Source organism: Pseudomonas sp. 1121_17 (assembly GCF_052850745.1).
The window spans coordinates 119,615-145,161 of record NZ_VXCX01000011.1; the positions used below are offsets into that span (position 1 = coordinate 119,615).

General features: G+C 63.3%; 18 protein-coding genes. 11 read left to right on the forward strand and 7 right to left on the reverse strand.

Annotated features, from left to right (window positions below; genetic code table 11):
- The first annotated feature begins 104 nt into the window (after positions 1 to 104).
- From tcyJ to FW789_RS19225, 9 genes are all read left to right on the forward strand, one after another.
- On the forward strand, positions 105 to 899 hold the full coding sequence (tcyJ, locus tag FW789_RS19185; protein ID WP_411562439.1) for a cystine ABC transporter substrate-binding protein: 795 nt from the start codon (positions 105 to 107) through the stop codon (positions 897 to 899).
- Positions 896 to 1,564, forward strand: a complete 669-nt coding sequence (gene tcyL / locus FW789_RS19190) for a cystine ABC transporter permease (protein ID WP_101322571.1) — start codon at positions 896 to 898, stop codon at positions 1,562 to 1,564. The genes tcyJ and tcyL overlap by 4 nt, the downstream gene beginning before the upstream one ends.
- A 2-nt stretch (positions 1,565 to 1,566) precedes the next feature.
- Positions 1,567 to 2,322, forward strand: a complete 756-nt coding sequence (gene tcyN, locus FW789_RS19195; RefSeq protein WP_103435336.1) for an L-cystine ABC transporter ATP-binding protein TcyN — start codon at positions 1,567 to 1,569, stop codon at positions 2,320 to 2,322.
- Between the two features lie 269 nt (positions 2,323 to 2,591).
- Positions 2,592 to 3,833, forward strand: a complete 1,242-nt coding sequence (locus FW789_RS19200) for an SfnB family sulfur acquisition oxidoreductase (RefSeq protein ID WP_207072360.1) — start codon at positions 2,592 to 2,594, stop codon at positions 3,831 to 3,833.
- A gap of 128 nt (positions 3,834 to 3,961) precedes the next feature.
- On the forward strand, positions 3,962 to 5,149 hold the full coding sequence (locus tag FW789_RS19205) for an SfnB family sulfur acquisition oxidoreductase (RefSeq protein WP_446431885.1): 1,188 nt from the start codon (positions 3,962 to 3,964) through the stop codon (positions 5,147 to 5,149).
- On the forward strand, positions 5,149 to 6,543 hold the full coding sequence (locus FW789_RS19210; RefSeq protein WP_446431886.1) for an LLM class flavin-dependent oxidoreductase: 1,395 nt from the start codon (positions 5,149 to 5,151) through the stop codon (positions 6,541 to 6,543). Before FW789_RS19205 ends, FW789_RS19210 begins: the two co-directional genes overlap by 1 nt.
- Positions 6,536 to 7,336 (forward strand): MetQ/NlpA family ABC transporter substrate-binding protein, encoded by an 801-nt coding sequence (locus tag FW789_RS19215; protein ID WP_103435339.1) that lies wholly within the window; start codon positions 6,536 to 6,538, stop codon positions 7,334 to 7,336. The genes FW789_RS19210 and FW789_RS19215 overlap by 8 nt, the downstream gene beginning before the upstream one ends.
- Position 7,337: 1 nt before the next feature.
- On the forward strand, positions 7,338 to 8,447 hold the full coding sequence (locus FW789_RS19220; protein WP_103435340.1) for a methionine ABC transporter ATP-binding protein: 1,110 nt from the start codon (positions 7,338 to 7,340) through the stop codon (positions 8,445 to 8,447).
- Positions 8,437 to 9,081 carry a methionine ABC transporter permease gene (locus tag FW789_RS19225; protein ID WP_446431887.1) on the forward strand — a complete coding sequence of 215 codons (645 nt, stop codon included), beginning with the start codon at positions 8,437 to 8,439 and terminating at the stop codon, positions 9,079 to 9,081. The genes FW789_RS19220 and FW789_RS19225 overlap by 11 nt, the downstream gene beginning before the upstream one ends.
- A 33-nt stretch (positions 9,082 to 9,114) precedes the next feature.
- Here FW789_RS19225 and dibA read toward each other — a convergent pair whose 3' ends face one another.
- A complete protein-coding gene (gene dibA / locus FW789_RS19230; protein WP_446431888.1) occupies positions 9,115 to 11,010 on the reverse strand; it encodes a phosphodiesterase DibA in 1,896 nt (631 codons plus the stop codon).
- A gap of 145 nt (positions 11,011 to 11,155) precedes the next feature.
- On the opposite strand from dibA, the gene desA reads away from it, so the two are divergent.
- Entirely contained in the window at positions 11,156 to 12,337 is a 1,182-nt protein-coding gene (gene desA, locus FW789_RS19235; RefSeq protein ID WP_101322580.1) for a delta-9 fatty acid desaturase DesA, read from the forward strand.
- A gap of 138 nt (positions 12,338 to 12,475) precedes the next feature.
- Positions 12,476 to 13,453: a GGDEF domain-containing protein gene (locus tag FW789_RS19240; RefSeq protein WP_446431889.1), complete on the forward strand. Its 978-nt coding sequence runs from the start codon at positions 12,476 to 12,478 to the stop codon at positions 13,451 to 13,453.
- On the opposite strand, the gene FW789_RS19245 is transcribed toward FW789_RS19240, so the two are convergent.
- From FW789_RS19245 to FW789_RS19270, 6 genes are all read right to left on the reverse strand, one after another.
- Entirely contained in the window at positions 13,440 to 13,655 is a 216-nt protein-coding gene (locus FW789_RS19245) for a DUF3077 domain-containing protein (protein WP_186701443.1), read from the reverse strand. The genes FW789_RS19240 and FW789_RS19245 overlap by 14 nt on opposite strands.
- Positions 13,656 to 13,843: 188 nt before the next feature.
- Entirely contained in the window at positions 13,844 to 14,083 is a 240-nt protein-coding gene (locus FW789_RS19250) for a hypothetical protein (protein WP_181108511.1), read from the reverse strand.
- A gap of 507 nt (positions 14,084 to 14,590) precedes the next feature.
- A complete protein-coding gene (locus FW789_RS19255) occupies positions 14,591 to 15,181 on the reverse strand; it encodes a GAD-like domain-containing protein (protein ID WP_446431890.1) in 591 nt (196 codons plus the stop codon).
- Between the two features lie 74 nt (positions 15,182 to 15,255).
- Positions 15,256 to 15,588, reverse strand: coding sequence for a hypothetical protein (locus tag FW789_RS19260; protein ID WP_186701402.1), 333 nt, complete (start codon positions 15,586 to 15,588; stop codon positions 15,256 to 15,258).
- Between the two features lie 103 nt (positions 15,589 to 15,691).
- The gene (locus tag FW789_RS19265) at positions 15,692 to 16,360 is read right to left on the reverse strand and encodes a hypothetical protein (RefSeq protein WP_103435348.1); all 669 of its coding nucleotides are present in this window, start codon (positions 16,358 to 16,360) and stop codon (positions 15,692 to 15,694) included.
- The gene (locus tag FW789_RS19270) at positions 16,360 to 25,533 is read right to left on the reverse strand and encodes a two-partner secretion domain-containing protein (RefSeq protein WP_446431891.1); all 9,174 of its coding nucleotides are present in this window, start codon (positions 25,531 to 25,533) and stop codon (positions 16,360 to 16,362) included. The genes FW789_RS19265 and FW789_RS19270 overlap by 1 nt, the downstream gene beginning before the upstream one ends.
- Positions 25,534 to 25,547: the final 14 nt, after the last annotated feature.

The following is a 25,547-nucleotide window of genomic DNA, read 5'->3' on the forward strand; positions in this document are numbered from 1 at the left end:
CACACAAATGGAATAACAAAATACGTTTTTATTATTTCATGAGCTAAACAGCCCACCCTTATAGTCGCCACCCACTACTTCCACCAAAAGCGCGGGGCCTTGCCATGTCGATCTTTGCCAAACCGCTACTCAATGCCAGCCTTGCCATCGTGCTTGGCACCGGTCTGTTCAGCCAGGCGTTTGCCGGCGAGCAGCTGCAGACCATCAAGGACAAGGGCGTGCTCAACGTCGGCGTCGAAGGCACCTACCCGCCGTTCAGCTTTGTCGATGACAGCGGCAAGCTGTCGGGCTTTGAGGTAGAGCTGTCGGAGCTGATCGCCAAGGAGCTTGGGGTCAAGGCCAAGGTCCAGCCGACCAAGTGGGACGGCATCCTCGCGGCGCTGGAGTCCAAGCGCCTGGACGTGGTCGTCAACCAGGTGACCATCTCCGACGAGCGCAAGAAGAAGTACGACTTCTCCGAGCCGTACACCGTCTCCGGCATTCAGGCACTGGTGCTGAAGAAGAAAGAAAAAGATCTGAACATCAAGTCTGCAGCCGACCTGGCCGGCAAGAAGGTCGGTGTCGGTCTGGGCACCAACTACGAGCAATGGGTCAAGGCCAACGTGCCGACCGCCGACGTACGCACCTATGAAGACGACCCGACCAAGTTCCAGGACCTGCGCGTGGGCCGCACCGACGCTATCCTGATCGACCGCCTGGCTGCGCTTGAGTACGCCAAAAAAGCCAAGGATACCGTTGCCGCTGGGGACGCCTTCTCGCGTCTCGAGTCGGGCATTGCCCTGCGCAAGGGTGAACCGGAACTGCTCGCGGCCATCAATCAGGCCCTGGACAAGCTGCGCGCCGACGGCAGCCTGGCCAAGCTGTCCGAGAAGTACTTCGACGCTGACGTGACTAAATGATTGAAGAGAGCCTGCAACTGGTAGCCGACTCCGCGCCCTTTCTGCTCAAGGGCGCTGGCTATACGATCCTGCTCAGTGTCGGCGGTATGTTCTTCGGCTTGCTGCTGGGCTTTGCCCTGGCGTTGATGCGCTTGTCCAAGGTGCTGCCGCTGGACTGGCTGGCGCGTATTTACGTGTCGTTCTTCCGCGGCACGCCGCTGTTGGTACAGCTGTTTGTAATCTACTTCGGCCTGCCACAGATCGGCCTTGAGCTTGACCCGATCCCCGCAGCGCTGATTGGCCTGTCGCTGAACATGGCAGCCTACGTTTGCGAAATCCTGCGGGCGGCGATCTCGTCGATCGAGCGCGGCCAGTGGGAAGCCTGCGCCAGCATCGGCATGACCCGCGCCCAGGCCATGCGCCGGGCGATCCTGCCGCAAGCCATGCGTACCGCCCTGCCGCCGCTGGGCAACAGCTTTATTTCGCTGGTCAAGGACACCGCCCTGGCGGCCACCATTCAGGTGCCGGAGCTGTTCCGTCAGGCGCAGCTGGTCACCGCGCGGACCTTCGAAGTGTTCACCATGTACCTGGCCGTTGCGGTTATCTACTGGATCCTGGCGAGCATCCTCGCCCACTTCCAGAACCGCCTGGAAGCACGGGTCAACCAGCATGATCAGGAGCGTTGAGCATGATCGTAGTTGAAGGCCTGACCAAGCGGTTCAACGGCCAGACCGTACTCGACGGCATCAACCTGACCGTCCAGCCCGGTGAAGTGATAGCCATCATCGGCCCCAGCGGTTCGGGCAAGACTACCTTTCTGCGCTGCCTCAACCTGCTCGAGACCCCCGACGCCGGACGCATCCAGATCGGCGACATCAGCATCGACGCCAACCGCTCGCTGGGTAACCAGCAGAGCGCCATCCGCCGCTTGCGCCAGCAGGCCGGGTTTGTCTTCCAGAACTTCAACCTGTTCCCCCATCGCACGGCGTTGGATAACGTCATCGAAGGGCCGCTGGTGGTCAAGAAAACCCCGCGCGCCACAGCCCTAGAGCTGGGCCGACGTTTGCTGGCCAAGGTCGGCCTGGCCGGCAAAGAAGACGCCTACCCACGGCGCTTGTCCGGTGGTCAGCAACAGCGCGTGGCGATTGCTCGGGCGTTGGCCATGGAGCCGGATGTGATCCTGTTCGACGAGCCAACCTCAGCGCTGGACCCGGAACTGGTGGGTGAAGTGCTGGAGACCATTCGTGGCCTGGCCGAAGAGCAGCGCACCATGATCATCGTCACCCACGAGATGAGCTTTGCCCGGGATGTCGCCAATCGGGTGATCTTCTTCGACAAAGGGGTGATCGTCGAGCAAGGTGAGGCTAAAGCGCTGTTCGCTAACCCCAAAGAAGAGCGTACTCGGCAGTTCTTGCGCAAGTTTCTCGGCACTAGCGGCTCTTAATATCCTCCCTGTTTGGCCGCTGCGCCGCTCGGCGCAGCCTCAGGCCGCCCTCGCCGCCCGCCTCAGCACTTCTATCCATATTCCCAAATGATCGTTCTAAATTATTTGATAAGCCTTTAGGGTATATACACCGGACCACCGGACCAGCACATACGCAGCGCAACCACCAAGCGCCGCCGCCACTTTTTTGTGAGGTCAGGAATGGTCAGGAATGCAATCACCCCAGTGCATAACGCCAGGGCATTGAGTACAGCCAAGGAGCGGTACTAATGTCCAGCCAGGCACAAACCCTTCACGCCAGCGACCTCGACAGCCCGCCAGCACTGCTGCCGGCCAAGGTCCTGCGCAACGACGCTGAAGCCCTGCAAGCCGCCCATGAGCTGGCCGCAGTCGCTCGCGCAAACGCCTCCAGACGCGACCAGCAGCGCAAGCTGCCGTGGGCCGAGATCGAGCTGTTCACCCGCAGCGGACTGGGCAGCATCAGCATCCCCAAAGCCTTCGGTGGTGCCGACGTGTCCTTTGTCACGGTCGCCGAGGTGTTTCGCGTCATCAGCGCTGCCGACCCGGCGCTGGGGCAGATCCCGCAGAACCAGTTCGGCATGCTCCAGCTGCTGCGCCTGACTGCCAGCGAAGCCCAGCAGGCGCTGATTTTCGGCTCGGTGCTGAACGGCTGGCGGATCGGCAATGCCGGCCCCGAGCGCGGCAGCAAAGACACCCTCACCCTGAAGGCGCGGATCAGCCGTGACGGCGACGCCTATCGCATCAGCGGCGAGAAGTTCTATTCCACTGGCGCACTGTTCGCCCACTGGGTTGCGGTCAAGGCGCTGGATGACGAAGGCCGCCAACGCCTGGCTTTTGTCCGCCGTGGCAGCCCGGGCCTGCGCATCGTTGACGACTGGTCAGGCTTTGGCCAGCGCACCACCGCCAGCGGCACCGTGCTGCTCGACCAAGTACCGGTGGAGGCAGAGCTGGTGATCGACAACTGGCGCCAGCGCGACCTGCCCAACATCCAGGGCGCGGCGTCGCAGTTGATTCAGGCAGCCATCGACGCCGGTATCGCCGAAGCAGCCATCGATGACGCGATCAGCTTTGTGCGGGAGAAGTCCCGGCCGTTTATCGACGCCAACGTCGAGCGCGCCAGCGATGACCCTTACGTGATCGCCGACATCGGCCGGCTCAAGCTCGAGCTGCACGCCGCCGAGGCGCTGCTGCGCAAGGCCGCGCGGGTGCTGGATGAGGTCAACGCTGGGGCCATCGATGCTGACGCCGCCGCGCGCGCTTCGATTGCGGTAGCCGAAGCCAAGGTGCTCACCACCGAGATCGCCCTGCAGGCCAGCGAGAAGCTCTTCGAACTGGCCGGCAGCCGCGCCACCCTCGCCGAGTTCAACCTCGACCGGCACTGGCGCAATGCCCGCGTGCACACCCTGCACGACCCGGTGCGCTGGAAGTACCACGCCGTAGGCGCCTGGCACCTGAACGGCACCCGGCCTGCCCGACATTCCTGGATTTGAGGGCCTCTGGGGCCGCTTCGCGGCCCTTCGCGGGTAAACCCGCTCCCACAAGGTTCAGCTCAGTCACCTGTAGGAGCGGGTTTACCCGCGAAGGGGCGCGAAGCGGCCCTAAGGCTCCGGAGAACACAATGAACGCAACTGTCATCCGCACTGACGGCGAGGCCCTGGCCGTCGCTGACGAACTCGCCAAGCAACTGCGCCGCGACAGCGCCCTGCGCGACCGCGAGCGGCGCCTGCCGCACGCCGAGCTGGAGCTGTTCAGCCGCTCCGGGCTGTGGGCCATCAGCGTGCCCAAGGCCTTTGGTGGTGCCGGCGTGTCGTATGTCACCCTGGCCCAGGTCATCGCCCGAATTGCCCAGGCCGACGGCTCGCTGGGGCAGATCCCGCAGAACCACTTCTACGCCCTGGAAGTGCTGCGGGTAAATGGCACGCCCGAGCAACAGCAGCGGCTGTACGCCGAAGTGCTGGCCGGGCGGCGCTTCGGCAACGCCCTGGCCGAACTCGGTACCAAGACCGCTCACGACCGCTCCACCCGGCTCAGCCGCGAGGGCGACGGTTATCGCATCAATGGCCGCAAGTTCTACTCCACCGGCGCGCTGTATGCGCAGCGTATCCCCACTTCGGTGATCGACGACGGCATTCAGCGGCTGGCCTTCGTGCCGGCTGATGCGCCAGGCCTGCAAGTGATCGACGACTGGAGCGGCTTTGGCCAGCGCACCACCGGTAGCGGTTCGGTGGTGTTTGATAACGTCTGGGTAGCCGCTGCCGACGTGGTGGCGTTCCAGAGCGCATTCGAGCGGCCGACACCGGTCGGCCCACTGGCGCAGATCCTCCACGCTGCAATCGATACCGGCATCGCCCGCGCTGCCTTCGAAGACGCGCTGCACTTCGTGCGTACCCGCAGCCGGCCATGGGTCGATTCGGGCCACGACAAGGCCGTCGACGACCCGCTGACCCTGAAGAGCTTCGGCCAGCTGTCGATCCGCCTGCATGCCAGCGAAGCACTGCTGGAACGTGCTGGCGAATTCCTCGACCAGGCCGCGGCAGCCACGCCGGAGACAGCCGCCGAGCGAGTGGCCGCAGCCTCGATTGCCGTCGCCGAGGCCCGTGCCATCAGCACCGAAATCGCCCTCGCCGCCAGCACCACGCTGTTCGAACTGGCCGGCAGCCAGGCCACCCTGGCCGAGCACAACCTCGACCGCCACTGGCGCAACGCCCGCGTGCACACCCTGCACGACCCGGTGCGCTGGAAGTATCACGCCATCGGCAACTACTACCTCAACGACGTCAACCCACCGCGGCGGGGGACGATCTGATGAGCAAGCAAATCCTCCTCAACGCCTTCAACATGAACTGCGTCGGCCACATCAACCATGGCCTGTGGACCCATCCACGCGACACCTCGACCCAGTACAAGTCGCTGGACTACTGGACCGACCTGGCCAAGCTGCTTGAGCGCGGGTTGTTCGATGGCCTGTTCATCGCCGATATCGTCGGCACCTACGACGTCTATGGCCAGTCGGTCGATGTAACGCTGAAGGAGTCGATCCAGCTGCCGGTCAACGACCCGCTGCTGCTGGTCTCGGCCATGGCTGCCGCCACCCGCCACCTGGGTTTTGGCCTGACCGCCAACCTCACCTACGAGGCGCCGTATCTGTTCGCCCGCCGGCTGTCGACCCTTGACCACCTGAGCAACGGCCGGGTCGGCTGGAACATCGTCACCGGCTACCTCGACAGCGCCGCCCGCGCCATGGGCCTGGAGCAACAGCCCGAGCACGACCGCCGTTACGACCAGGCCGACGAATACCTGCAAGTGCTGTACAAGCTGCTCGAAGGCAGCTGGGATGACGACGCAGTGGTCGCCGACCGCGAGCAGCGGGTCTACGCCCGCCCCGATAAAGTGCGCAAGGTCGAGCACCGCGGCGAGTTCTACAAGGTCGAGGGCTACCACCTCTGCGAACCCTCGCCGCAGCGCACGCCGGTGCTATTCCAGGCTGGCAGCTCACCACGCGGCCTGAGCTTTGCCGGCAACCACGCCGAATGCGTATTCATCAGCGGCCAGGACAAAGCCTCCACCCGTATTCAAGTCGACAAGGTGCGTGCCGCAGCCAAGGCGGCCGGGCGTGATCCGCAGGCAATCAAGGTATTCATGGGTATTACCGTGATCGTCGCCGCCAGCGAAGCCGAAGCCCAGGCCAAGCATGCCGAATATGTGCGCTACGCCAGCCCTGAGGCCGGCGTCGCCCACTTCGCCAGCTCGACCGGGATCGACTTCGCCGCCTTCGAGCTGGACGAGCCGATCGGCTTCGCCAAAGGCAACGCCATCCAGTCCGCGACCCGCCAGTTGCAGGACAGCGCCTGGACCCGCCGCCGCCTGCTCGACCAGCACAGCCTCGGCGGCCGCTACGTGACTCTGATCGGCACCGCCGCGCAAGTCGCCGATGAGCTGATCGGCTGGATCGACGAAACCGGCCTCGACGGCTTCAACCTGACCCGCACCGTGACCCCGGAAAGCTTCGAAGACTTCATCGACCTGGTCGTCCCCGAACTGCAACGCCGCGGTCGCTACAAGACCGCCTACCAGGACGGCAGCCTGCGCGAAAAGCTGTTCGCCAGCGACCTGCCGCACCTGCCTGCCGACCATCCCGGCGCCCGCTACCGCAATACGACCCCAACCCCTGCCCCGACTGGAGCCCTGCACCATGCTTGATAAACTGTTCCGGCCCGTCGCGGCCGCCGTACTGTCACTGGCCATCAGCGCCAACGTGTTCGCTGCCGAGCCGCTTAAAGTCGGCACCACCGCAGCCTTTGCCATTCCCCTTGAAGCCGCTGTCGAAGAGGCGCACAAGCAAGGCCTGGAAGTGAAGCTGATCGAGTTCAGCGACTGGATCGCGCCCAACGTCAGCCTCAACAGCGGCGACATCGACGTCAATTACTTCCAGCACATCCCGTTCCTGGAAAACGCCAAGGCCGCTGCCGGCTTTGACCTGGTGCCGTACAAGCCGGGGATCATCAATAACGTTGGCCTGTACTCGAAAAAGTACAAAAGCTTTGCCGAGCTGCCGACCGGCGCCAGCGTGGCCATCGCCAACGACCCGATCAACAGCGGCCGTGGTTTGCAGCTGCTGGCCAAGGCCGGGCTGATCACGCTCAAACCCGGCGTTGGCTACAAGGCCACCGAAGACGACATCGTCGCCAACCCGAAAAAACTGAAGATTCTGCAGGTTGAAGCAGTGCAGCTGGTGCGCGCCTACGACGATGCCGATCTGGTCCAGGGCTACCCGGCCTATATCCGCCTGGCGAACACCTTCGATGCCACCTCGGCACTGCTGTTCGACGGCCTGGAAAACAAGGAGTACGTGATCCAGTTCGTTATCCGCCCGCAGGAAAAGGACGACCCACGCCTGGCCAGGTTCGTCGACATCTACCAGCACTCGCCTGCGGTAAAGGCTGCGCTGGACAAGGCACACGGCAGCCTCTACCAGGCCGGCTGGGAAGGCTGACATGAGCAGCGCCAGCGCCCTCAGGGTGCCCACTGCCCCAGCCGTCCCGGCGCCCGCCCGCGAGCAGGCGTTGCGGCCCGAGGTCAATCAGGCCCATGTGCGCTTCATTGGCCTGGGCAAGACCTACCCCGGCCAGGCTCAGCCTGCCCTGCAAGGCATCGACCTGAACATCCGCCGGGGCGAGATCTTCGGCATCATTGGCCGCAGCGGCGCCGGCAAATCGTCGCTGCTGCGAACCATCAACCGCCTGGAACAGCCGAGCCAGGGCCGGGTGCTGATCGATCAGGTCGACATCGCCCCTTTCGACGAAGACCGCCTGGTGGCCCTGCGTCGGCGCATCGGCATGATCTTTCAGCACTTCAACCTGATGTCGGCGAAAACCGTGTGGGACAACGTCGAGCTGCCCCTCAAGGTTGCCGGCGTAGCCAAGGCCGAGCGCCAGCAAAAGGTTCGCGCGCTGCTTGATCTGGTCGGCCTGGCCGACAAGCATCAGGTGTACCCGGCGCAACTCTCCGGCGGGCAGAAGCAGCGCGTCGGGATCGCCCGGGCGCTGGTGCATGACCCGGAAATTCTACTCTGTGATGAAGCCACCTCGGCCCTCGACCCGGAAACCACTGCGTCGATCCTCGAACTGCTGCGCGACATCAACCAGCGCCTCGGCCTGACCGTGGTGCTGATCACCCATGAAATGGCGGTGATCCGCGATATCTGCCAGCGCGTGGTGGTGCTGGAGCGCGGCCAGGTAGTCGAGCAAGGCGCAGTCTGGCAGGTGTTCGGCAGCCCGCAGCATGCAGTGACCCGCACCTTGCTCGCGCCGTTGCAGGGTAAGTTGCCGGCAGCATTGCAAGGCAGTTTGCTGCCGACTGCAAGCAACCGCGATGCGGCCCTGGTGCTCAAATTGGTGGTGTTTGGCGAGCCGCAGTTATCTGGCTTGTTCGCCGACCTTGGCGGTCAGGTCAGCCTGCTCCAGGGCGGCGTTGAAACCATCGGTGAACATGCGCTGGGGCGATTGATCGTGTCAGTGCGGGGTTCAGCGCATGACACCCATGGCGTGCTCGAACGCGCACGGCGTTGGGCAGATGATGTGGAGGTGTTGGGCTATGTGGACTGAGCGATTGCTGCAAGGCTTGTGGGACACCTTGCTGATGGTGGGCGTATCGTCGCTGGTGGCGTTGCTGCTGGGTGTTCCGATGGCGGTGCTGCTGGTCACCAGCGACAAGGGCGGGATTTACCAGGCGCCGTTGCTCAACCGGGTGGTGGGCGCTTTCGTTAACCTGTTCCGCTCGATCCCGTTTCTGATTCTGATGGTGGCGCTGATCCCCTTCACCCGGCTGGTGGTCGGCACCACCTATGGCGTGTGGGCTGCCGTGGTGCCGCTGACCATCGCCGCCACACCGTTTTTTGCGCGGATCGCCGAGGTCAGTCTGCGCGAGGTTGACCATGGCTTGATCGAAGCGGCGCAGGCGATGGGGTGCCGGCGCTGGCATATCGTTTGGCATGTGTTGCTGCCCGAAGCGCTGCCGGGGATTGTTGGCGGGTTCACCATTACCGTGGTGGCGTTGATCAACTCGTCGGCCATGGCAGGCGCGATTGGTGCTGGCGGCTTGGGCGATATTGCCTACCGCTATGGCTATCAGCGGTTTGACAGCCAGGTGATGTTGACTGTGATCGCCATGCTGGTGGTATTGGTCGCGGTGATTCAGTTGGGCGGGGATCGGTTGGCCCGCGGGCTGAACAAGCGTTGACCGGATTGGGCCCGCTGCGCGGGCCCAAAAATCTCAACCCCAGCCCAGATCCGCAGCCGGCACCGGCCGCCCAAACCAGTAGCCCTGCCCCAATTGGCAGTCCTGCGCCAACAAGAACAGCGCCTGCTCCGCCTGTTCGACTCCTTCGGCATGCACCTGCATGCCCATACTCCGGGCCAGGGCAATGATCACCCGTACAATCGCCACATCATCCTCATCCTGCGGCAACCCCGAAACGAACCCCTTGTCGATCTTGAGCTTCTGCACCGGCAAGCGCTTGAGTCGCAGCAGCGACGAATAGCCCGTACCGAAATCATCGATGGCCAGGCGCAAGCCCAGCTCGCGCAAGCGATGCAGCTGCTCCAGCGCCACCTCGGGGTCTTCCATCACCGCGCTTTCGGTCACTTCCAACTCCAGCAGTGCCGGGTTCAGGCCGGTGTCGTGCAGCACCTTGGCCACCTGCAGATACAAATCTCGCTGAGCAAACAGCCGGCTGGAGATATTCACCGCAATGAAGTCCAGCAACTGCCCCGCGGCCTGCCACTCGACCATCTGCCGACACGCCTGGCGCAGTACCCAGCCATCGATCTCGGCAATCAGCCCGCTGGCCTCGGCAATCGGGATGAACTCGCCCGGCGGCACCAGCCCGCGCTCGGGGTGCTGCCAGCGCACCAGCGCTTCAACCCCAACCATCTCGCCGCTGGCCAGGTCATGCACCGGCTGGAAGAATAGCCGCAGTTCCTCCTGCTCCAGTGCCCGGCGCAGCTCGGTGGCAATTTCCACCCGCTGCTGGGCATGCGCAGTCAGCTCTTCGGTGTACAACGCATAACCACCGCGGCCGTTGCTCTTGGCCTTGAACAGCGCGGCATCGGCATTGCGCAGCAACTGCGCGGCGCTGAGGGCATCGCTGGGGAACAAGCTAATGCCGACGCTCACCCCAATGAACAGGCTGTGCCCCTCGCAACTGAACGGCTCGCGCATCTGCTCGATCAGCGTCTGCGCCAGGGTTGCCGCCTGGCCGACCTGCTGGCAGTTCTCCAGCAGCACGGCGAACTCGTCACCGCCGAGCCGGGCCAGAGTCAGCCCCTTGCCCAGGGCCGCACGCAGGCGTTCGCCAACCAATTTGAGCAATTGGTCGCCAACCGGGTGGCCAAGGCCATCGTTGATGCTTTGAAAATGATCCAGGTCGAGCAGCAACAGCGCACAGCCGCGCTTGTGACTCTGCGCCGCCGCCAAGGCCTGCTCGGCGCGGTCGTTGAACAGCAGCCGGTTGGGCAAGCCGGTCAGCGGGTCGTGGTGTGCGAGGTAAGCCAGCTCCTGCTCGGAATGCTTGATCGCACTGATGTCGCTGAACACCGCCACGTAATGGCTGAGCTCGCCGCTGTCGTCGCGCACGGCGCAAATCGTCTGCCATTGCGGGTAGATTTCGCCGCTTTTGCGCCGGTTCCAGATCTCGCCGCTCCACTGCCCCTGCTCGCGCAAGGTGGCGTAGATCTGCTGATAGAAGTCCGCCCCATGGCGCCCCGACTTGAACTTGCTCGGGCGCTGGCCGAGCACTTCGTCCTGCTGATAGCCGGTAATACGCATGAACGCGCGGTTAACGTGCACGATCAGGCCCTGCCGGTCCGTCACCAGCACGCCCTCCAGGGTGCTGTCGAACACCGCCGCCGCCATGCGCAGGCGCTCGCGGTCCTCACTGCGCAGGCGCGCGCCGATGCCGATGAAGTTGAGCAGGCGCGCCCGTGAGATAAAAATCACCAGCGCACTGAGCAACACCCATACCAGCACATTGATGCAGCGCCCCAGGTACAACGCCAGCGGATCATCGGACAACTGTTGCAACAGCTGCTCACTGAGCACCAGCCACAGGATCGATAACACCACGTACAGCGCGGCCATGCGCAAGGCGTCGCGAACAGAACCAGTCATGTCGGGTACTAATGCCCTTAAAAAAAATTGGGGCATTATAGGGCCCGAAACATGTCTTGATGCATTCCCGCTCTGGTTTTATTTCCCGGTCAATGGATAATGCAAAGCGCAGTTCCTCCCCGCGTTTCCGAGGGCTTTTACTTTTATGTGGTACTACGGCTTACTCGACCTGTCGGCCTGGCAACTGGTCGCGGTCACCCTGCTGATGACCCACGTGACCATCATCAGCGTCACGATCTACCTGCATCGCTATTCGGCGCACCGCTCGCTTGAGCTGAACGCCGGCCTCAAACACTTCTTCCGCTTCTGGCTGTGGTTGACCACGGCGCAGAACACCCGCGAGTGGACCGCCATTCACCGCAAACACCACGCCAAGTGCGAAACCGTCGATGACCCGCACAGCCCGGTCATCAAAGGCCTGAGCACCGTATTGCGCAAAGGCGCCGAGCTCTACCGCGAAGAGGCGCAAAACCCCGAAACCCTGCGCATCTACGGCAAGAACTGCCCGGATGACTGGATCGAGCGCAACCTCTATTCGCGCTACAAGCTGGGCGGCATTGCCTTGATGGCAGTGCTCGACCTGCTGCTGTTCGGCACCATCGGCATCACCATCTGGGCGATCCAGATGATGTGGATCCCGTTCTGGGCCGCAGGCGTGGTCAACGGCCTTGGCCATGCCGTTGGCTACCGCAACTTCGAGTGCCGCGACGCCGCCACCAACCTGGTGCCGTGGGGCATCATCATTGGCGGCGAAGAGCTGCACAACAATCACCACACCTACCCCAACTCGGCCAAGCTGTCGGTCAAGCGCTGGGAGTTCGACATGGGCTGGGCGTGGATACGGGTGCTGAGCCTGCTGCGCCTGGCCAAGGTGCAACGGGTCGCGCCAATCGCCCACCGCGTCGAGGGCAAAGCCAGCCTGGACATGGACACGGCCATGGCGATCCTCAACAACCGTTTCCAGATCATGGCCCAGTACCGCAAGCTGGTCATCGCGCCACTGGTCAAGCAGGAGCTGGATGTGGTCGACGCCTCGCTGCGCCACCGCTTCCGCCGCGCCAAGCGCCTGCTCTCGCGGGAAACCAGCCTGCTGCAGGACCGCCACCACGTGCGGATCGAGTCGATGCTCGCCCACAGCCAGGCGCTCAAGACCATCTACGAGAAGCGCCTGGCGCTGCAGCAGATCTGGGCGCGTACCAGCGCCAATGGCCACGACATGCTCGCCGCCATGAAAGACTGGGTCCACGAAGCCGAGGCCAGCGGCATCCAATCGCTGCGCGATTTTGCCAGTCAGCTGAAAACCTACTCGCTGCGCCCAACCGCCTGATCTCCGTTGATCGGCACGCCCTGTTCTGGGGCGTGCCGAGCGGAACTTCACCCCACCTGCTTACTCAAATCCGCACATCGCCCGCGTGGCGGGCCGGATCGTGGCCGCACGCCCTCAGCCGAGAATCGCTCCGTGCACATGGCCAAACATATACAGCCCCGCGACCCGCCACCTGCCGCTGCGCAAACCCTGCTCGCGCTGTTTCATGCGCAAGGTGAAGTGGCGCGCCTGAGCGAGCGCGAGCAGCTGTTCAGTTCCCTGCTCGAAACCGTCAACGCAGTGCTCTGGGCGTTCGACTGGAAAACTCGCCAGGTGCTCTATGTCAGCCCCGCCTTCGAGCGCATCTTCGGCCGCCAGGTCAGCCGGGTGCTGGCTGACTTCAACGAATGGCGCGACAGTATCTACCCCGACGACCTCGAGTACGCCGAGCGTAGCCTGGCCCAGGTGCTGCTGCAGGGCGCTGTAGAAGACCGCGAGTACCGCATCATCAACGCCGCCGGCGAAATCCGCTGGCTGAGCGACAAGTGCTATATCAACCAGCAGCAGGACGGCGACCGCGTGATCGTGGTCGGCATCGCCGAAGACATCACCGAAAAGAAGCAGCTCGAAGGCGAACTGCAGCGTCTGGCCACCACCGACGTGCTGACCCAGAGCAGCAACCGCCGGCACTTCTTCGAATGTGCCAACCAGGCCTTCAACGCCGCCCGCGAAGACGGCACCCCTTTGTCGTTTCTGCTGCTGGACATCGATGACTTCAAACTGATCAACGACACCTACGGCCACCAGCAAGGTGACCAGGTGCTGCAGCACATCGCCGACAGCGGCAAGGCCATACTGCGCCGCGGCGATGTGTTCGGGCGGATTGGTGGTGAAGAGTTTGCTGCAGTGTTCCCCGGCTGCGAGGCCGAGGTCGCCGAGCAGATCGCCGAACGCCTGCAGCGCGAGATCCAGCGCCTGAGCTTCAGCCATGGTCAGGAACGTTTCGGCGTGACCATCAGCCAGGGCCTGACCAGCCTGCGCGACGACGACCTCAGCTTGGACAGCCTGTTCGCCCGCGCGGACGCGGCGATGTATCAGGCCAAGCGTCTGGGCAAGAATCAGATTATTTGCGGCTGACCAGAGCCTTGCGCACTCCCAACTCCATATCGTCGATCAGTGTTTTGGCCAAACCGCTGAGAATGCGCGCCGCACTCCCCGCCTGCCGGTCGTTTTCCATCTCTGCCTCGGTGGTCAGATGGCGGATGCAACCGAGCATGACCGACAACTCCGAGAAAGCCTGCTCGAACGGCACATCGCCCTGCACGGCAAACAACGCCAGACATTGATCTTGCGCGCCCTCCTGTAGGAGCGACCTTGCGTCGCGAAAGGCCCGTGAAGCGGGCCCAGCGATATCAGCGGCGGAGCTGAAATCTGGGGCCGCTACGCGACCCTCTCGCGACACAAGGCCGCTCCTACACAGACCGCAGCACCCGCTACCAGCGTTGGTGGATTGAGTGGCTTCGTCCGTCATGGCGTTGCCTCCCCGGCCACGGCGTGTGCGATCAAGGCGCGCATCAGCTGGTTCAGGATCTCGACGTTTTCCAGCAGGTAACTGTCGACGCCGATGGGCTCGGTGCCGAGATAAGCTTCGAGGGTGCGGTTCATGCAGTCCATCAACTTGGAAACCTGTGTGAGAGCCTCTTCGCGGCTCAGGTCGCTGATGACTGAGAAGTAGGAGATTGGGGGGTCGGGGACGATCTTTTTCATAGTCGATTTCCAGTACGTAAACGGAAGCGACCACTCGAACCTTTCTCACGGATTTGGGTGGCAGCCGTACACGGGGTGAGAAAACCGAGGTACTGGAAACCCGGCCAGACCGAAGTCTGCCCGCGCACGGCTGCCGTGAAGCATTGCCTAACAGTACTGGTCGGGTTTCTCACACCCGGTCACCAAACCTGGCGACCCCGTGACGTTATCCCTGAGACATTTCCCCGACAACAGAGCTGCTTCCGCAAGTCGCGTAGGATAATTCCCAAGCTACCCCGATTAGAAGCATTTGGTTTCAGGTTCGGAAACGTCTTACGCAAACACCCGCAAATCTATCGCCAAGCCCCCCCTGTAGGAGCGGCCTTGTGTCGCGAAAGGCCCGCAGAGCGGGCCCAGCGATATCAGCGGCGGAGCTGATATCTGAGGCCGCTGTGCAGCCCTTTCGCGACACAAGGTGCTCCTACAGGGGCCGCGCATCATCTGGTATCAGTATTCCCAGCCCTCACCTCACCGACGCGCCTGATCCAGATGCATCAGGTGCTCAACCATATTCACCTTCACCATATGCTCAAGGTCAGCCTTGCCGCCAATGCACAACCCAGGTTCGAAAGCATACATCTCGTCCTCGGCAACCGGCCCCAGCTTGGCGAGTGCACGCTGGAACAGCGGCTTGCCCTGGTTGTCGTCAAAGTCCAGGCTGTCACGTTGGGTAGCGCCGAGAAAGATACCGAGGCTGCGGTCTGGTTGTGGGTTGGGTTTTTGCAGCTGGTTTTTCAGCGCGACAATGCCGCCAGCCAAACTCGATACAGTGATCTTGCGCTGATAACGCTCGCCCCAGGCATACAGCGAACCGAACGCATCCCTGGCAATCACGTGGTAATTATCGATCCCGGCCAGACCGCTGCCTTGCAGCCACATATCCAGCGTGGCCTTGTACGCATCTGGGTCTACGATCCAGAACAAGCCATCAGCGTAGGAACACCAGCCGTCTTCGCGCCAGTAACCCAGCAATGCAGCGGGCAGTCTTGACTGGTATTTGTCGATGCTCGCAGCAGGCACCTCGCGACATGAGGTGGCTTCACCAAGGTTGTCGATCATTGACTGGAAAAACTCATCCCGCACCGGTTAAGCCCCCTTGATCCGTTTGCAGATGACGTACCGACCGCCCCCAATCATTCGTATTTGAAGTCTGCCGCAAACTTGCCGGTCTGCAGATCCAGCTTGATCATGCAGCGTGCCCACGGTCTGCCTTGCTCGAACAAATTGTTACCCGCGAAATACTCGCGCAGCTGTATCAACAGGAACCGGATGTCATGATCCACACGAGCAGCTTCAGGCACGAACCACTGCGGCTCACTCCCCTCAGCCTGATAGTCATAGAACAGCTTGGCGTGGTCGCCAGTCGGCGACAGCTCGACCTCAACAGAAACCCACTGAGCCTGCTGGGGCGCGATCGCCGAGAGTATTTCACCGAAGCCCTGATAAACTTCCTGATCTGTACTCATAAGCGCCCCACTAGACCAGCCCCAACATAGGCTTGATCGGCTCATTCATATGAACAAACGCTTCGTGGGAAGTTCTCGGATCATCGTTGAGAACCCCCTCGGATCACCCAATCAAAAGTCCCTTTAATCGCTCTCCAGCATCTATTAACTCATTGGTGGACAGCGGTGTATAACTAACAACAATCAACACACCTCCGGCCAATTCCGAAGCCTCTTCAACGTGCCCCTTCAGAAGACTAATTACCTGTTGAGGACTTTTCCCAAATGCGCGAACGCACAATTCCCCATCAAAATAATTCGCCGCATTAATACGAAAAACACCATCTCTCCCGTTAACATCTTTTTTTGTAGCGTCGCATGCAGCTAGTACAGCCGGCCAGTCGTTTCTGGTAACCGACCACTCATGCAGCGCAGCTCTATAGGCACCAAAAGCCTGTACGTATGCAGGAAAAATCCTTGTCAACAAGTGGAGGTAATCAACATTAGCATTCGAAAACTCAATGAACAGAGAGTCGTCAAATTGAGCATCGTCTTCTAGATAACTCTCACTTCTGAGAGAATATGCAATTCGGCCTTTTACTCCCTTTGGAAGAAACTTATCTAAAGAAACAGAAACAACAAGCTCGCCTTCAATATCGGGAACGTCCACGGCTTCGGCCAGATTCCATGGCTTGCCCAAGTCGGACAGCTTCTCAAGAAAAGTTTGGTGCCGCCGCTCGATAGGCTCTAGAAAATTTGGCCTATGACGAAACTCCAGCTTTTGCTTAGTCATCAGGGTGCAACCCTCACAGTAATGTTTCTGATATTTTGCTCAATCAAAATATCAATTGCTCTATCAGCCGCTTTTTGGCTTGGAAACTCAAAAACGGCCTTGATACCTGGGTTTTGTTTCAACGCATTCGATACTCGCTGAACACTCTGAAGTTGCTTATCGAACGATGTTAGTGCTGTTTTTCGGTCAATCAGGGTAATACCATCGACATCTTCAACACCGTCAAACTTCACGAAATTGTTACCGTTAGGATTTGGGTTGTCAAACCGTATTGCAGGCACTGCCTTACGCTCCGATAGAACGTCTGAAAACGCTCCTGTTGTACCCGCTTCAAATTTCACGAACGGCTTACTAAAATCTCCCTGAGGTTCTTGTACGAAGATCAAACCTCTATTTTCGCCCTTCAGCTTGCGTGCGTCTTTTATGGTCAATACCTCGACCTTCGAAAGATCCAATCCTCCCACTACAGGCGCTAGGGTCTCTTTTGGACCAGCCCCCCCACTGACACCTATCCCAGGATTATCGCTCGCAAGCTTGCCACCATCCGTCCCTTCAGAGCTAGCCTTGGCTGTACCACTTGTGGACTCTTTCGGCCCAGCACCAGTCTCCCCCTTGCCAGCGGGCTTGGGCAGCGAACCTGAGAAGTCTCCTGCATTCTCGACCGCCTGACCATTGTGGGTCACGGTCGACGGCGAGCCGTAGCCCCCGCCAGGTTTAACGCTGTACTCGCCTTTACCCGCCTTCCACTCGGCGTTCTTCACAACCTGCCGTGCAGCCATCTGCTCAAGCTTGTCGGTACCCAGCTTGATACCCACCGACGCCAGCTTGACGCTGCCTTTGGCAATCCCGCCAACCCCGGTGACAAGGCCACCAACGTCCCACACCAGTTCGCCAATGTCGTAGCCCATCTGCTCGGCGTTGGCGTCACCGCCGACGGTAAGCGCGTTTTCGATGCGTGCGACCTTGGCTTTGAGGTTTTGTTTGACCTCTTCCGGGTAACCGGCCAATGCGCTCGGGTCGTCGATCAGGCCGCCGATGGCCTTCACCGTATCGATCGGATGCAGAAGCATCTGGGTCAGCCCTGAGATATCGTCGAAGCCGGCCTTGATCAAGCCCTGGCCAACCCCGCTTTGCGTCAGCAGGTCCTGCTTCTTGCTGATATAGGCCCACTTGGCCAGCACCTTGAGTTCATCCAGGCGGCCTTCGGCTTCCTTCAGCTCTTTGCGTGCCTGGACGAACTGCTGGGTCGCCAGCCAGTTGTTATCCACAGCCCCCGAGGCCGCCGCAGTAGCGGTAGCGGCATCGAGGCTGGTGGTGGCGGCGATGCCGGTGACCAGGCTGACGATGAGGTTGCGCTTGGCTTCGCGCTGGCTTTCGGTTTCGGTCGGGCTGGCTTCGGAGAACAGCCCGGTGAGCAGGCTCGACGCCGCCGCGCCGGCCGCACCACTGCCGCAGCTCTGGCTGCTGGCGGCCGCACCGGCGCAGGCGAGGATGCCGTGCAGGGCAGCGTGCATCGGCGTGCCTTCGACCAGAGTGCCGTCGGCGACCAGGTCACCGAGGTAACCGGCGCCTTGTTGCTGCACGTAGTTGACGACCATGCCTTGCATGAACGCGCCGTTGCCGGCACTGATGTTGCCGCTGGCGGCGGCAACCAGCGCGGTGGTGATCTGCCGGTAGGTGCCGCCGGCGCCCCAGTTGCCGGCCACGCCATCCGCTTCGTTGCGCAGCCTGATGGCCTGGTCGCGCAGGGCCTGGCTGAGCTCGGCGTCGCTGGTTTCGAGGGCCTTGGCTTCGGCTGCATCGGCCGCGTTGCGCTTGGCGTCGACTTCCTTGGCCTTGTTGGCAAGCAGGGTGCCGGCCTCGTTGGCAAAGGCGTTGACGATCTCGAAGCCGGCGCGGATCTGCTCTTCGTCGAAGATCGGCTTGAGCGCGTTGGTGTTGTCGCGGTCACTGGAGACGTCGCGGTTGAGCCCGGCGAGGGTCTCGTCGACGCTCTGCCCGGTGCGCTCGCGCTGGGCAGCGGCGTCGGTGATGAGGATGGTGCCGCCACTGATGCCGCTGCGGGTCACGCTGCTGGCGCTGTCGCTGGCACTGATGGCAATCGGCAGGCTGGCGCCTATCTGGTTTTCGTTGGTGGGGATTTCCGTGCCGGGGGTGATGTTGCCGCCGGTCTGGACCTTGCCGTCCGGGTCTTTGCCGATCTCGCTGTAGCCTCCGCCGATGCTGAAGGTGCTGGCGTCGTACTCGGCTTTGTTGCGGATGTCGCTGGTGGTCAGGCTGGCGGTTTCGAGGCGGTTCTTGCCGTCAGCCACAGCCTTGTCGCTGCTGGCGATGACTGCGCCTTTGAGGTCGGTGTTGCCGCCGACGCGGATGTCGAAGCCGCCGTCGCCGGCCTTGATCCCGGACTGCTCGGTAACGCTGGCGAAGTCCGAGTCCATGTCGGTGCCGCCGAGGTTGGCGCTGCCGCCGCTGACCGTGCTCATGCCGTAGCAGAACGGCGGGATGCACAGGCTGATGCCGACACCCATGCTCTTCTCGTCGACCTTGAAGGTGTCGGTGTCTTGCAGGCTCTCGATGTTGAGGTCGCCGCCAACGTCTGCCAGCACCTGACGGCCACTGACCACGGCGCCGCGCAGGTTGGTGTCACCGCCGGAGACGAGCGTGGTGGTGTTGCCTGCGGCGATCTGGGTGTTGGTGTGGGTCAGGGTGTCGCCATCGGCGTCGCCGCGGTTGCCGCTGACGCCGAGGTCGAGGGTGAAGCCGTTGCGCGAGCCGCCCAGCGACAGGCCGATGCCGACGCTGGCGCTCATGCCTTTGCTGTCGCTGTCCTGCTTGCTGGTGTTCTGCGCGGCGAGCAGGTCGATGTTGCCGTCGGCGGCGAGGGTGGCGTTGTTGCCAGCGCGCACCTCGCTGCCCTGGACGAGAATGTTGCTGTCGCTGCCCGCGCCGGTGGCGCGCAGGCGCACGTCGTTGCCGGCAATGATGGTCGAGCCGGCAGCGGCGTCGCTTTGCTGCACGGTGGTGCTCTGTTGCTGCTTGGTGCCCAGCGACAGGCTGATGTTGATCCCGCCGGCAGCGCCCGGGTCCTGGGCGACCGCAGTGGCGGCGTTGTTGACCGCCAGCGCAGTGGTGGCCGCAGCCAGCGCCTGCATGCGGCCGTCTTCGGTCTTGCTCGACGCCTGCTGCATCTGCTGGGTGGTCTGGATCGCGCTGATCACCGGGTTGGTGATGGTCACGGTGAAGCCGGTCTGTTTGAACAGCGTCTCGCGGGTGCGCTCGCTGGTCTCGCGGGCTTCGGTGATGGCGATCTGTTGAGCGAGGATGTCGACGTCGCCTTTCGGCGCGACCACATCGCTGCCGACCTGGCGGTACTGGCGCCCGGCTTCGATCATGACATCGCCTTCGGTGCTGCCGACGGTGCTGGCGCGGGCGGTTTCACGGGTGGTGAGGTCTTTGACGCTCTGCTGCTGGGTACCCATGGTCAGGGCGATGCCGCCGCCGCTGAACAGGCCGCTCTTTTTCTCCGACTTGTCGTGGCGTTCGCTGCTGCTTTCGGTGGCCGCTTCGATGTTCACATCGCGCTCGGCGACCAGCACCGTTTGCTTGGTCGAGACCACGTCGCTGCCGCGCACGCTGATATCGCGGCCAGCCTGCAGGTAGGTCTGCTCGCCGCTCAAGGTGGTGCCGCTGGCCTGGGTCTGGCTGACGGTGTCGCGCAAGGTGGTGGTCTTGCTCGACAGCATGCCGTTGCTGCCCTTGAACTTGTGCGCTTCGTCGGCGAACTGGTACTGCTCGGCGGCCGTCAGGTTGATGTCGCGGCGCGCTTCGGCAAGGACCATGCCTTGGTCGCTGGTGACCGTGGCACCACGGGCGTTGAGGTCCTGGCCGGCGGTGATGCGCAGGTCACCGTTGGTTTGCACGGTGCTGCCGACTTCGCCGCGGCTGGCTTCGTTGCGCCAGTTGCTGGCATCCCAGCGGATCGCCTGCTGCGAACTTTCGCTGACGGTGCCGAGGTTGACGTCGCGCCCGGCCTGCAACTGGGTCGCGCCGCCCTGGCCGGCGTTGACCACCTGGCTGCCTTGCAGGTTGAGGTCGTTGCCGGCGGCGACTTTCATGCTGCCGCCATCGCCGCTGACAAACAGCCCGGCGACTCGTGACAGGTTGCTGCGGGTGCCTTGCTCGCTGCTGCTGTCGCGGTTCAGCGAGCGGCTGTTGATGTCCTGCCCGGCGTCGATGGCGAGGCTGTCGGTGGCGCCGATCAGGCCGCCGAGGTTGTTCAGGTTGTCGCGGGTCTGCAGGGCGACGTTGTTGCCCTGGATGCGGCCACCGAGGTTGTCGATGTTCTGCGCGGTCAGCGCGACCACGCTGCGCCCGCCGAGGCTGCCGCTGTTGATCAGGTCGCCAGACAGGTCGAGCTTGAGCTGCTGGCCGGCGATCAGCGCGCCATTGCCGTTGATGTCGCCTTCTTGCACGCGCACGTAGACCTGCGGCACCAGCACCTTGCGCGATTCGCCGTTGGCCAGGGTGACGTTGCGCTCGACCAGCCAGACGATGTCGCTGGTCAGCTGGGCCATCTGCTCGGCGCTCAAAGCAACACCCGGCACCAGGTTCCAGTCGCTGGCCAGGGTCACGGCGTTGTCGATCAGGGCGCGGTACTGCGCTTCGTCGTTGGCAAAGCCGTCGAGGAAGCGCCGGCCGGTGAGCTGGGCGATCTGCTCGCGGATCAGCTTCTGCTCGTAGAAGCCGTCGCCAAGGCGTTGCTGCGTCTGCGCCGGGTCGAACTGCAGGCGCTCGAGCATGTAGTCCGACGACAGCCATTTGCGGTAGCTGGTAAAGCGCGCGTCGGTCTCGATCAGGTAGTTACTGGTACCTGCGGGGTTGGTCTGGAACAGGCTGTTGTTGGGCAGCGCCAGGTTCAGGCCGCCGGTGCGCACCTGGTCGGCAATGCCCTGGCCGTCGTTGAGCTTGACCTCAACCACGGCGCCGACTCGGTACTGCTCGCCGACCTCGGCGTTGACTGCACCAACCGTAGCCACCTGCTGGCCGACCTGGAGCAGCTCGCGACCGCTCAGCTGAGTGCCGCTGCCGTTGACCACGGCGTACTGGCCGTACTCGGTGGGGGTCAGGTCGATGTCCTGGATCAGCGGCGCCGGTCGGTACTCGGTGATTCTGCGGCCCTGGCTGTCACGGCCCTTGCGCTGGATGCGGTAGAAGTTGGTCGCGGTGCCGGCATCGGTGGTCACCCGTTGGCCGTCCACCTCGGTGTTGATCACTTGCGCGGCGCCGGCCTGGAGCAAGCCACCGGCTAGAATCCGGCTCTTGTCGTTGAGTACGCTGTCGCCGCTGAAGGTCAGGTTGCCGCCGGCCAGAATCTGCCCGGGCGCCGAGCTGGCGATGCGGGTTTCGACCACGCTGCGGGTGTAGTCGTAGCGATTGAAGTTGTCGCGCACGCCATCCGGGGCGACCAGATGATCGACTTCGTCGCGGTAGACCGAGACCTGATCAGGGCGGTAGCGGTTGGGCGAGCCGGTGATCTGGAATTCCTGCAACTGCTCGCGGCTGACTTCTACGTCGACAGTGCTGAAGTGTTCGTTGGTGTTGCGCAGCTCGCGGATGTTCAGGCTCATGGCGCCCAGCGATTCAACCGTGGCGCTGGCGTTGGCCAGCAGGTCGGCGCGGCCGCTGGCCTGATCGTTGCCATCCAGCGTGCCGCCGATGGCGAGATCGCCGGCACTGAAGATCAGCGCCTGCTCGCGGTTGTCGATGCGCTGGCTGCCGATGTCCAGCCGCTCACGGGCGGCGATGACCGCCGCCGGGCCTGCTTCGTCGAGGTTGGCCAGGGTGCGGCTGGCGATGGCCAGACGGTCGCCGTAAATGCGCCCGGTGCCGAGGTTGAATAGCTCATCGGCTTGCAGGCGCACCTGCTGACCGTCGATCAGGCCGCGGTTGTGCAGTTGGCCGTTGACCCGCAGGTCGACCTGGGTGGCTGCCATTTCGCCGCTGGCGGCGTTGTCCAGCGCCTGGCCGCGCACGATCAGCGCTTGCCCGGCGAGCAGTTTGCCGCTGTTGTACAGAGCGCCGCCGCCGATATCGATATCGACCTTGCCGTTGGCTTGCACCTGGCCGCCGAGGCTGAGGTTGCCCTGCTGGCGCAGGATCAGGTCACCGAGGCTGAGCAGGCGGCCGCTGCCGCTGAAGTACGCCGCATTGAGCGACAGCAGGCTGCCGCCGAGCAAGGTGCCACTGCCGTTGTCGACGGCCAGGCGGTTCTGCGCCGGGTCGCGATCGGCCAAGCGCAATTCGCTGCCAGCCGAGATCAGGCCGGCGTCGTTGTACAGCGCCTGGGCCAGGCCGAGGTCGATGCCGGCGTCAGCGCGCAGGGCGCCTTGCTGGTTTTCCAGAGTGTCAGCGCGCAGCAGCAGCGACTGGCCTTCGATGCCTTGCTCGTTGCCCTGGCTGGTGCGGTTGTCGAGCTGCGCGGTGGTCAGCCGGGTTTGCCCAGCGCTGCGCAGCAGGCCGCCGCGGTTGTCGATGCGCTCGTTCTGTTCAACGATCAACGCACCTTTGGCCTGCACCTTGCCGCCCTGGTTGTCGAGGCGGTTACCGAGCAACTGCACCTGGCTTTCGCCGGCGATCTGCCCCTGATTGTTGAGGGTGGTGGCTGCCAGCAACAGGTTGCCCTTGGCGCCGATAAAGCCCTGCTGGTTATCCAGTTGCGCGCTGCGCAGTTCGACTTCGGCCTGGCCGACGATGCCTCTGTCAGCGCCTGAGGCGCTGTTGTGCAGGGCGGCGCTGCCGGTGTCGACGAAAAGCCGGCCACCGGCCTGGATCAGCCCGCCGCTGTTGTGCAGCTCGCCGCTGCGCAGGTCGAGCCTGGCTTGTGCATCGAGGGTGCCGCCGTTGTTGTTGACGCTTTGCCCACGACTGTCGAGCAGCAGCTCGCGGCCACTGATCACGCCCTGGCTGTTGTTCAGGCCAAGTGCGCCGAGTTGAATATCGCCAGCCGCTTCGAGGCGCCCGCCCTGGTTCTGCAGCTGACCGTTGCTGACTTCGACGAACAGCCCGGCCTCGACCGAACCGAGGGTGCCGCCGCTGTTGTCGAGCTGGCCGGCAATCACTTGCATGGCCTGGGTCGCGGCGAGGGTGCCGGCGATGTTGCTGAGGCTGTCGGCGTTCAGGTTGAGGGTGTTGCCGGCGCTGAGCGTGCCGCCGTCGTTGAGCACTTCGCCGGCAGTGACGGTCATGGCGCCGCCAGCAGCCAGGGTGCCGCCACGGTTGTCCAGGCGCTGCGCGTCGCGCACTTGCAGAGTGCCGCCGTGGGTGGCGATCACGGTGCCGCCGCTGGTGTCCAGGTCACGGCTGTCGAGTAGTACTTGCCGGCCTTGGGTCTGGCCGTTGGCAAGCTGGGCCTTTTGCGCGCTGATCTGCAGGGCGCCATTACTGGCCAGGGTGCCGCCGTTACCGTCGATTTCGCTGGCGCGGACGTCGAGTTTGCCGCTGCCGGCGTGCTCGACCTTGCCTTTGCGGTTGGCCAGGGTGCCTGCGTCAAGGCTGAGCTCGCGGGCGTTGCTGGCGATGCGGCCGTCGCTGTTGTCGAGCTGGCCGGCGACTTTGATGACGCTTGCTGCGGTGCCGGTCTGGACCAGTTCGCCGCCGTTGTTCGAGAGCTTGTCGGCGTTGACCTGCAGGTTGCCGACATTGACCTTGGCGCTGTCGCTGCGCACGGTTGCGCTGGCTTTGGCGTCGAGGCGGCCAGCGCTGTCGATGGTGCTCGAGCTGAGGTCAAGGTCGCCGTTGTTGGCGGTCAGGTTGAGGTTGCCGGCGTAGCTGCGGCTGTGGCTGAGGTCGACCGTGTCGCCTTGCAGATCAAGGGTGCCGCTGGCGTGGTTCTGGCCGTGGGCGGCAATCTGCTTAGCCTTGACCGTGAGCGTGGCGTTGCCGCTGGAAGTACCTTGGGCGTCAACGCCGGCTGCCAGCAGCGAGTCGCGGCTGCTGTCGAGTTTGGCCGCGTCGATGTTTAGATTGCCCTGAGCGGCCAGCTCGCCGGTGTTGGTGACGGTACCCTGGCTGCTGGCGTGCAGGTCGCCTTTGGCGTACAGGCTGCCGCTGTTGTCCACTGCCGTGGCACTGGCCACGCGGGTCGCCCCAGCACTGCTGATGGCGCCCTGGTTGAGCAGCTTGCCGTCGGCGCTGATCACCACGTCACCGGCCATGGCGCCGATCTGCCCGGCGTTGCGTACGCCAACCCCGGCCTCGGTACCGACCAGCTTGATCTTGCCGGCGTACATGCCGCCCAGCTCGGCGACGTCGATGGCCACCTCGGGCTGGGCGCTGTCGTCCTTGGCCAGGGCGGTGGCCTGGGTATTGTCGGCGTTGACCTGATTGCGCCCGGCGGTGACCTTAAGGTCGTTGGCCCAGATCCCGGCGTTGACCTCAACGCTGCGCGCGATCAGGTCGGTGTAGTCGCTGTCGCGGGCATCCAGGCCCTTGCCGGTAATGCTCAGGGTGCCGCCTTCGACACGGTAGCCGGTGATGCGGCCGTTCTCCATCTGTGCCCGGCCGGTGGTCAGGGTCGAGCGGTCGGCGTTGATGAAGCCGCAGCCGTCACAGGTGATCCCGGCCGGGTTGGCGATGACCACTTCGGCGCGCTGGCCGGCGACTTCGACGTAGCCACGCAACTGGCTCGGGTTGCTCGAATTGACTTCGTTGAGGATGACCTTGGCACTGCCCCGGCCAAGATACGGGTTGCCCTCGATCCAGCCGCCCAACTGGGTTTTGCTGTTGCCGACCGCGTTGTTGAGGATCGCGCCACGGCCATCGACGTCGAACTGGCTGTAGTTGTTGCGCGACACCCCGCCGGCGCTCGGCGCGCGGATGTTGACCTGCGGCGTGCCGTTGGCGCTGTTGATCACCATCGGCTGCTGCCCGCTGGGCGCGCCACGGTCGGCGACGATGCCAGCGGCCCAGGCCGGGGCCACGCTGAGGCTGATCAGCCCAAGCGCGCCCATCAGGGCGTAGCGCAGGCCGTTGAGGCTGGCGACGCAGGGCTTGGCCACCACGCCGCTGCCACTGCTGACGCCGGGCGCCTTGCCGGCGCTGCTGACGGTTTCGGCGACGACCATGAGCAGGCCGCGCGCCTTGTTGAAGATGATGCGATACAGATGTTTGTTCATTGCAAATCCCTTTG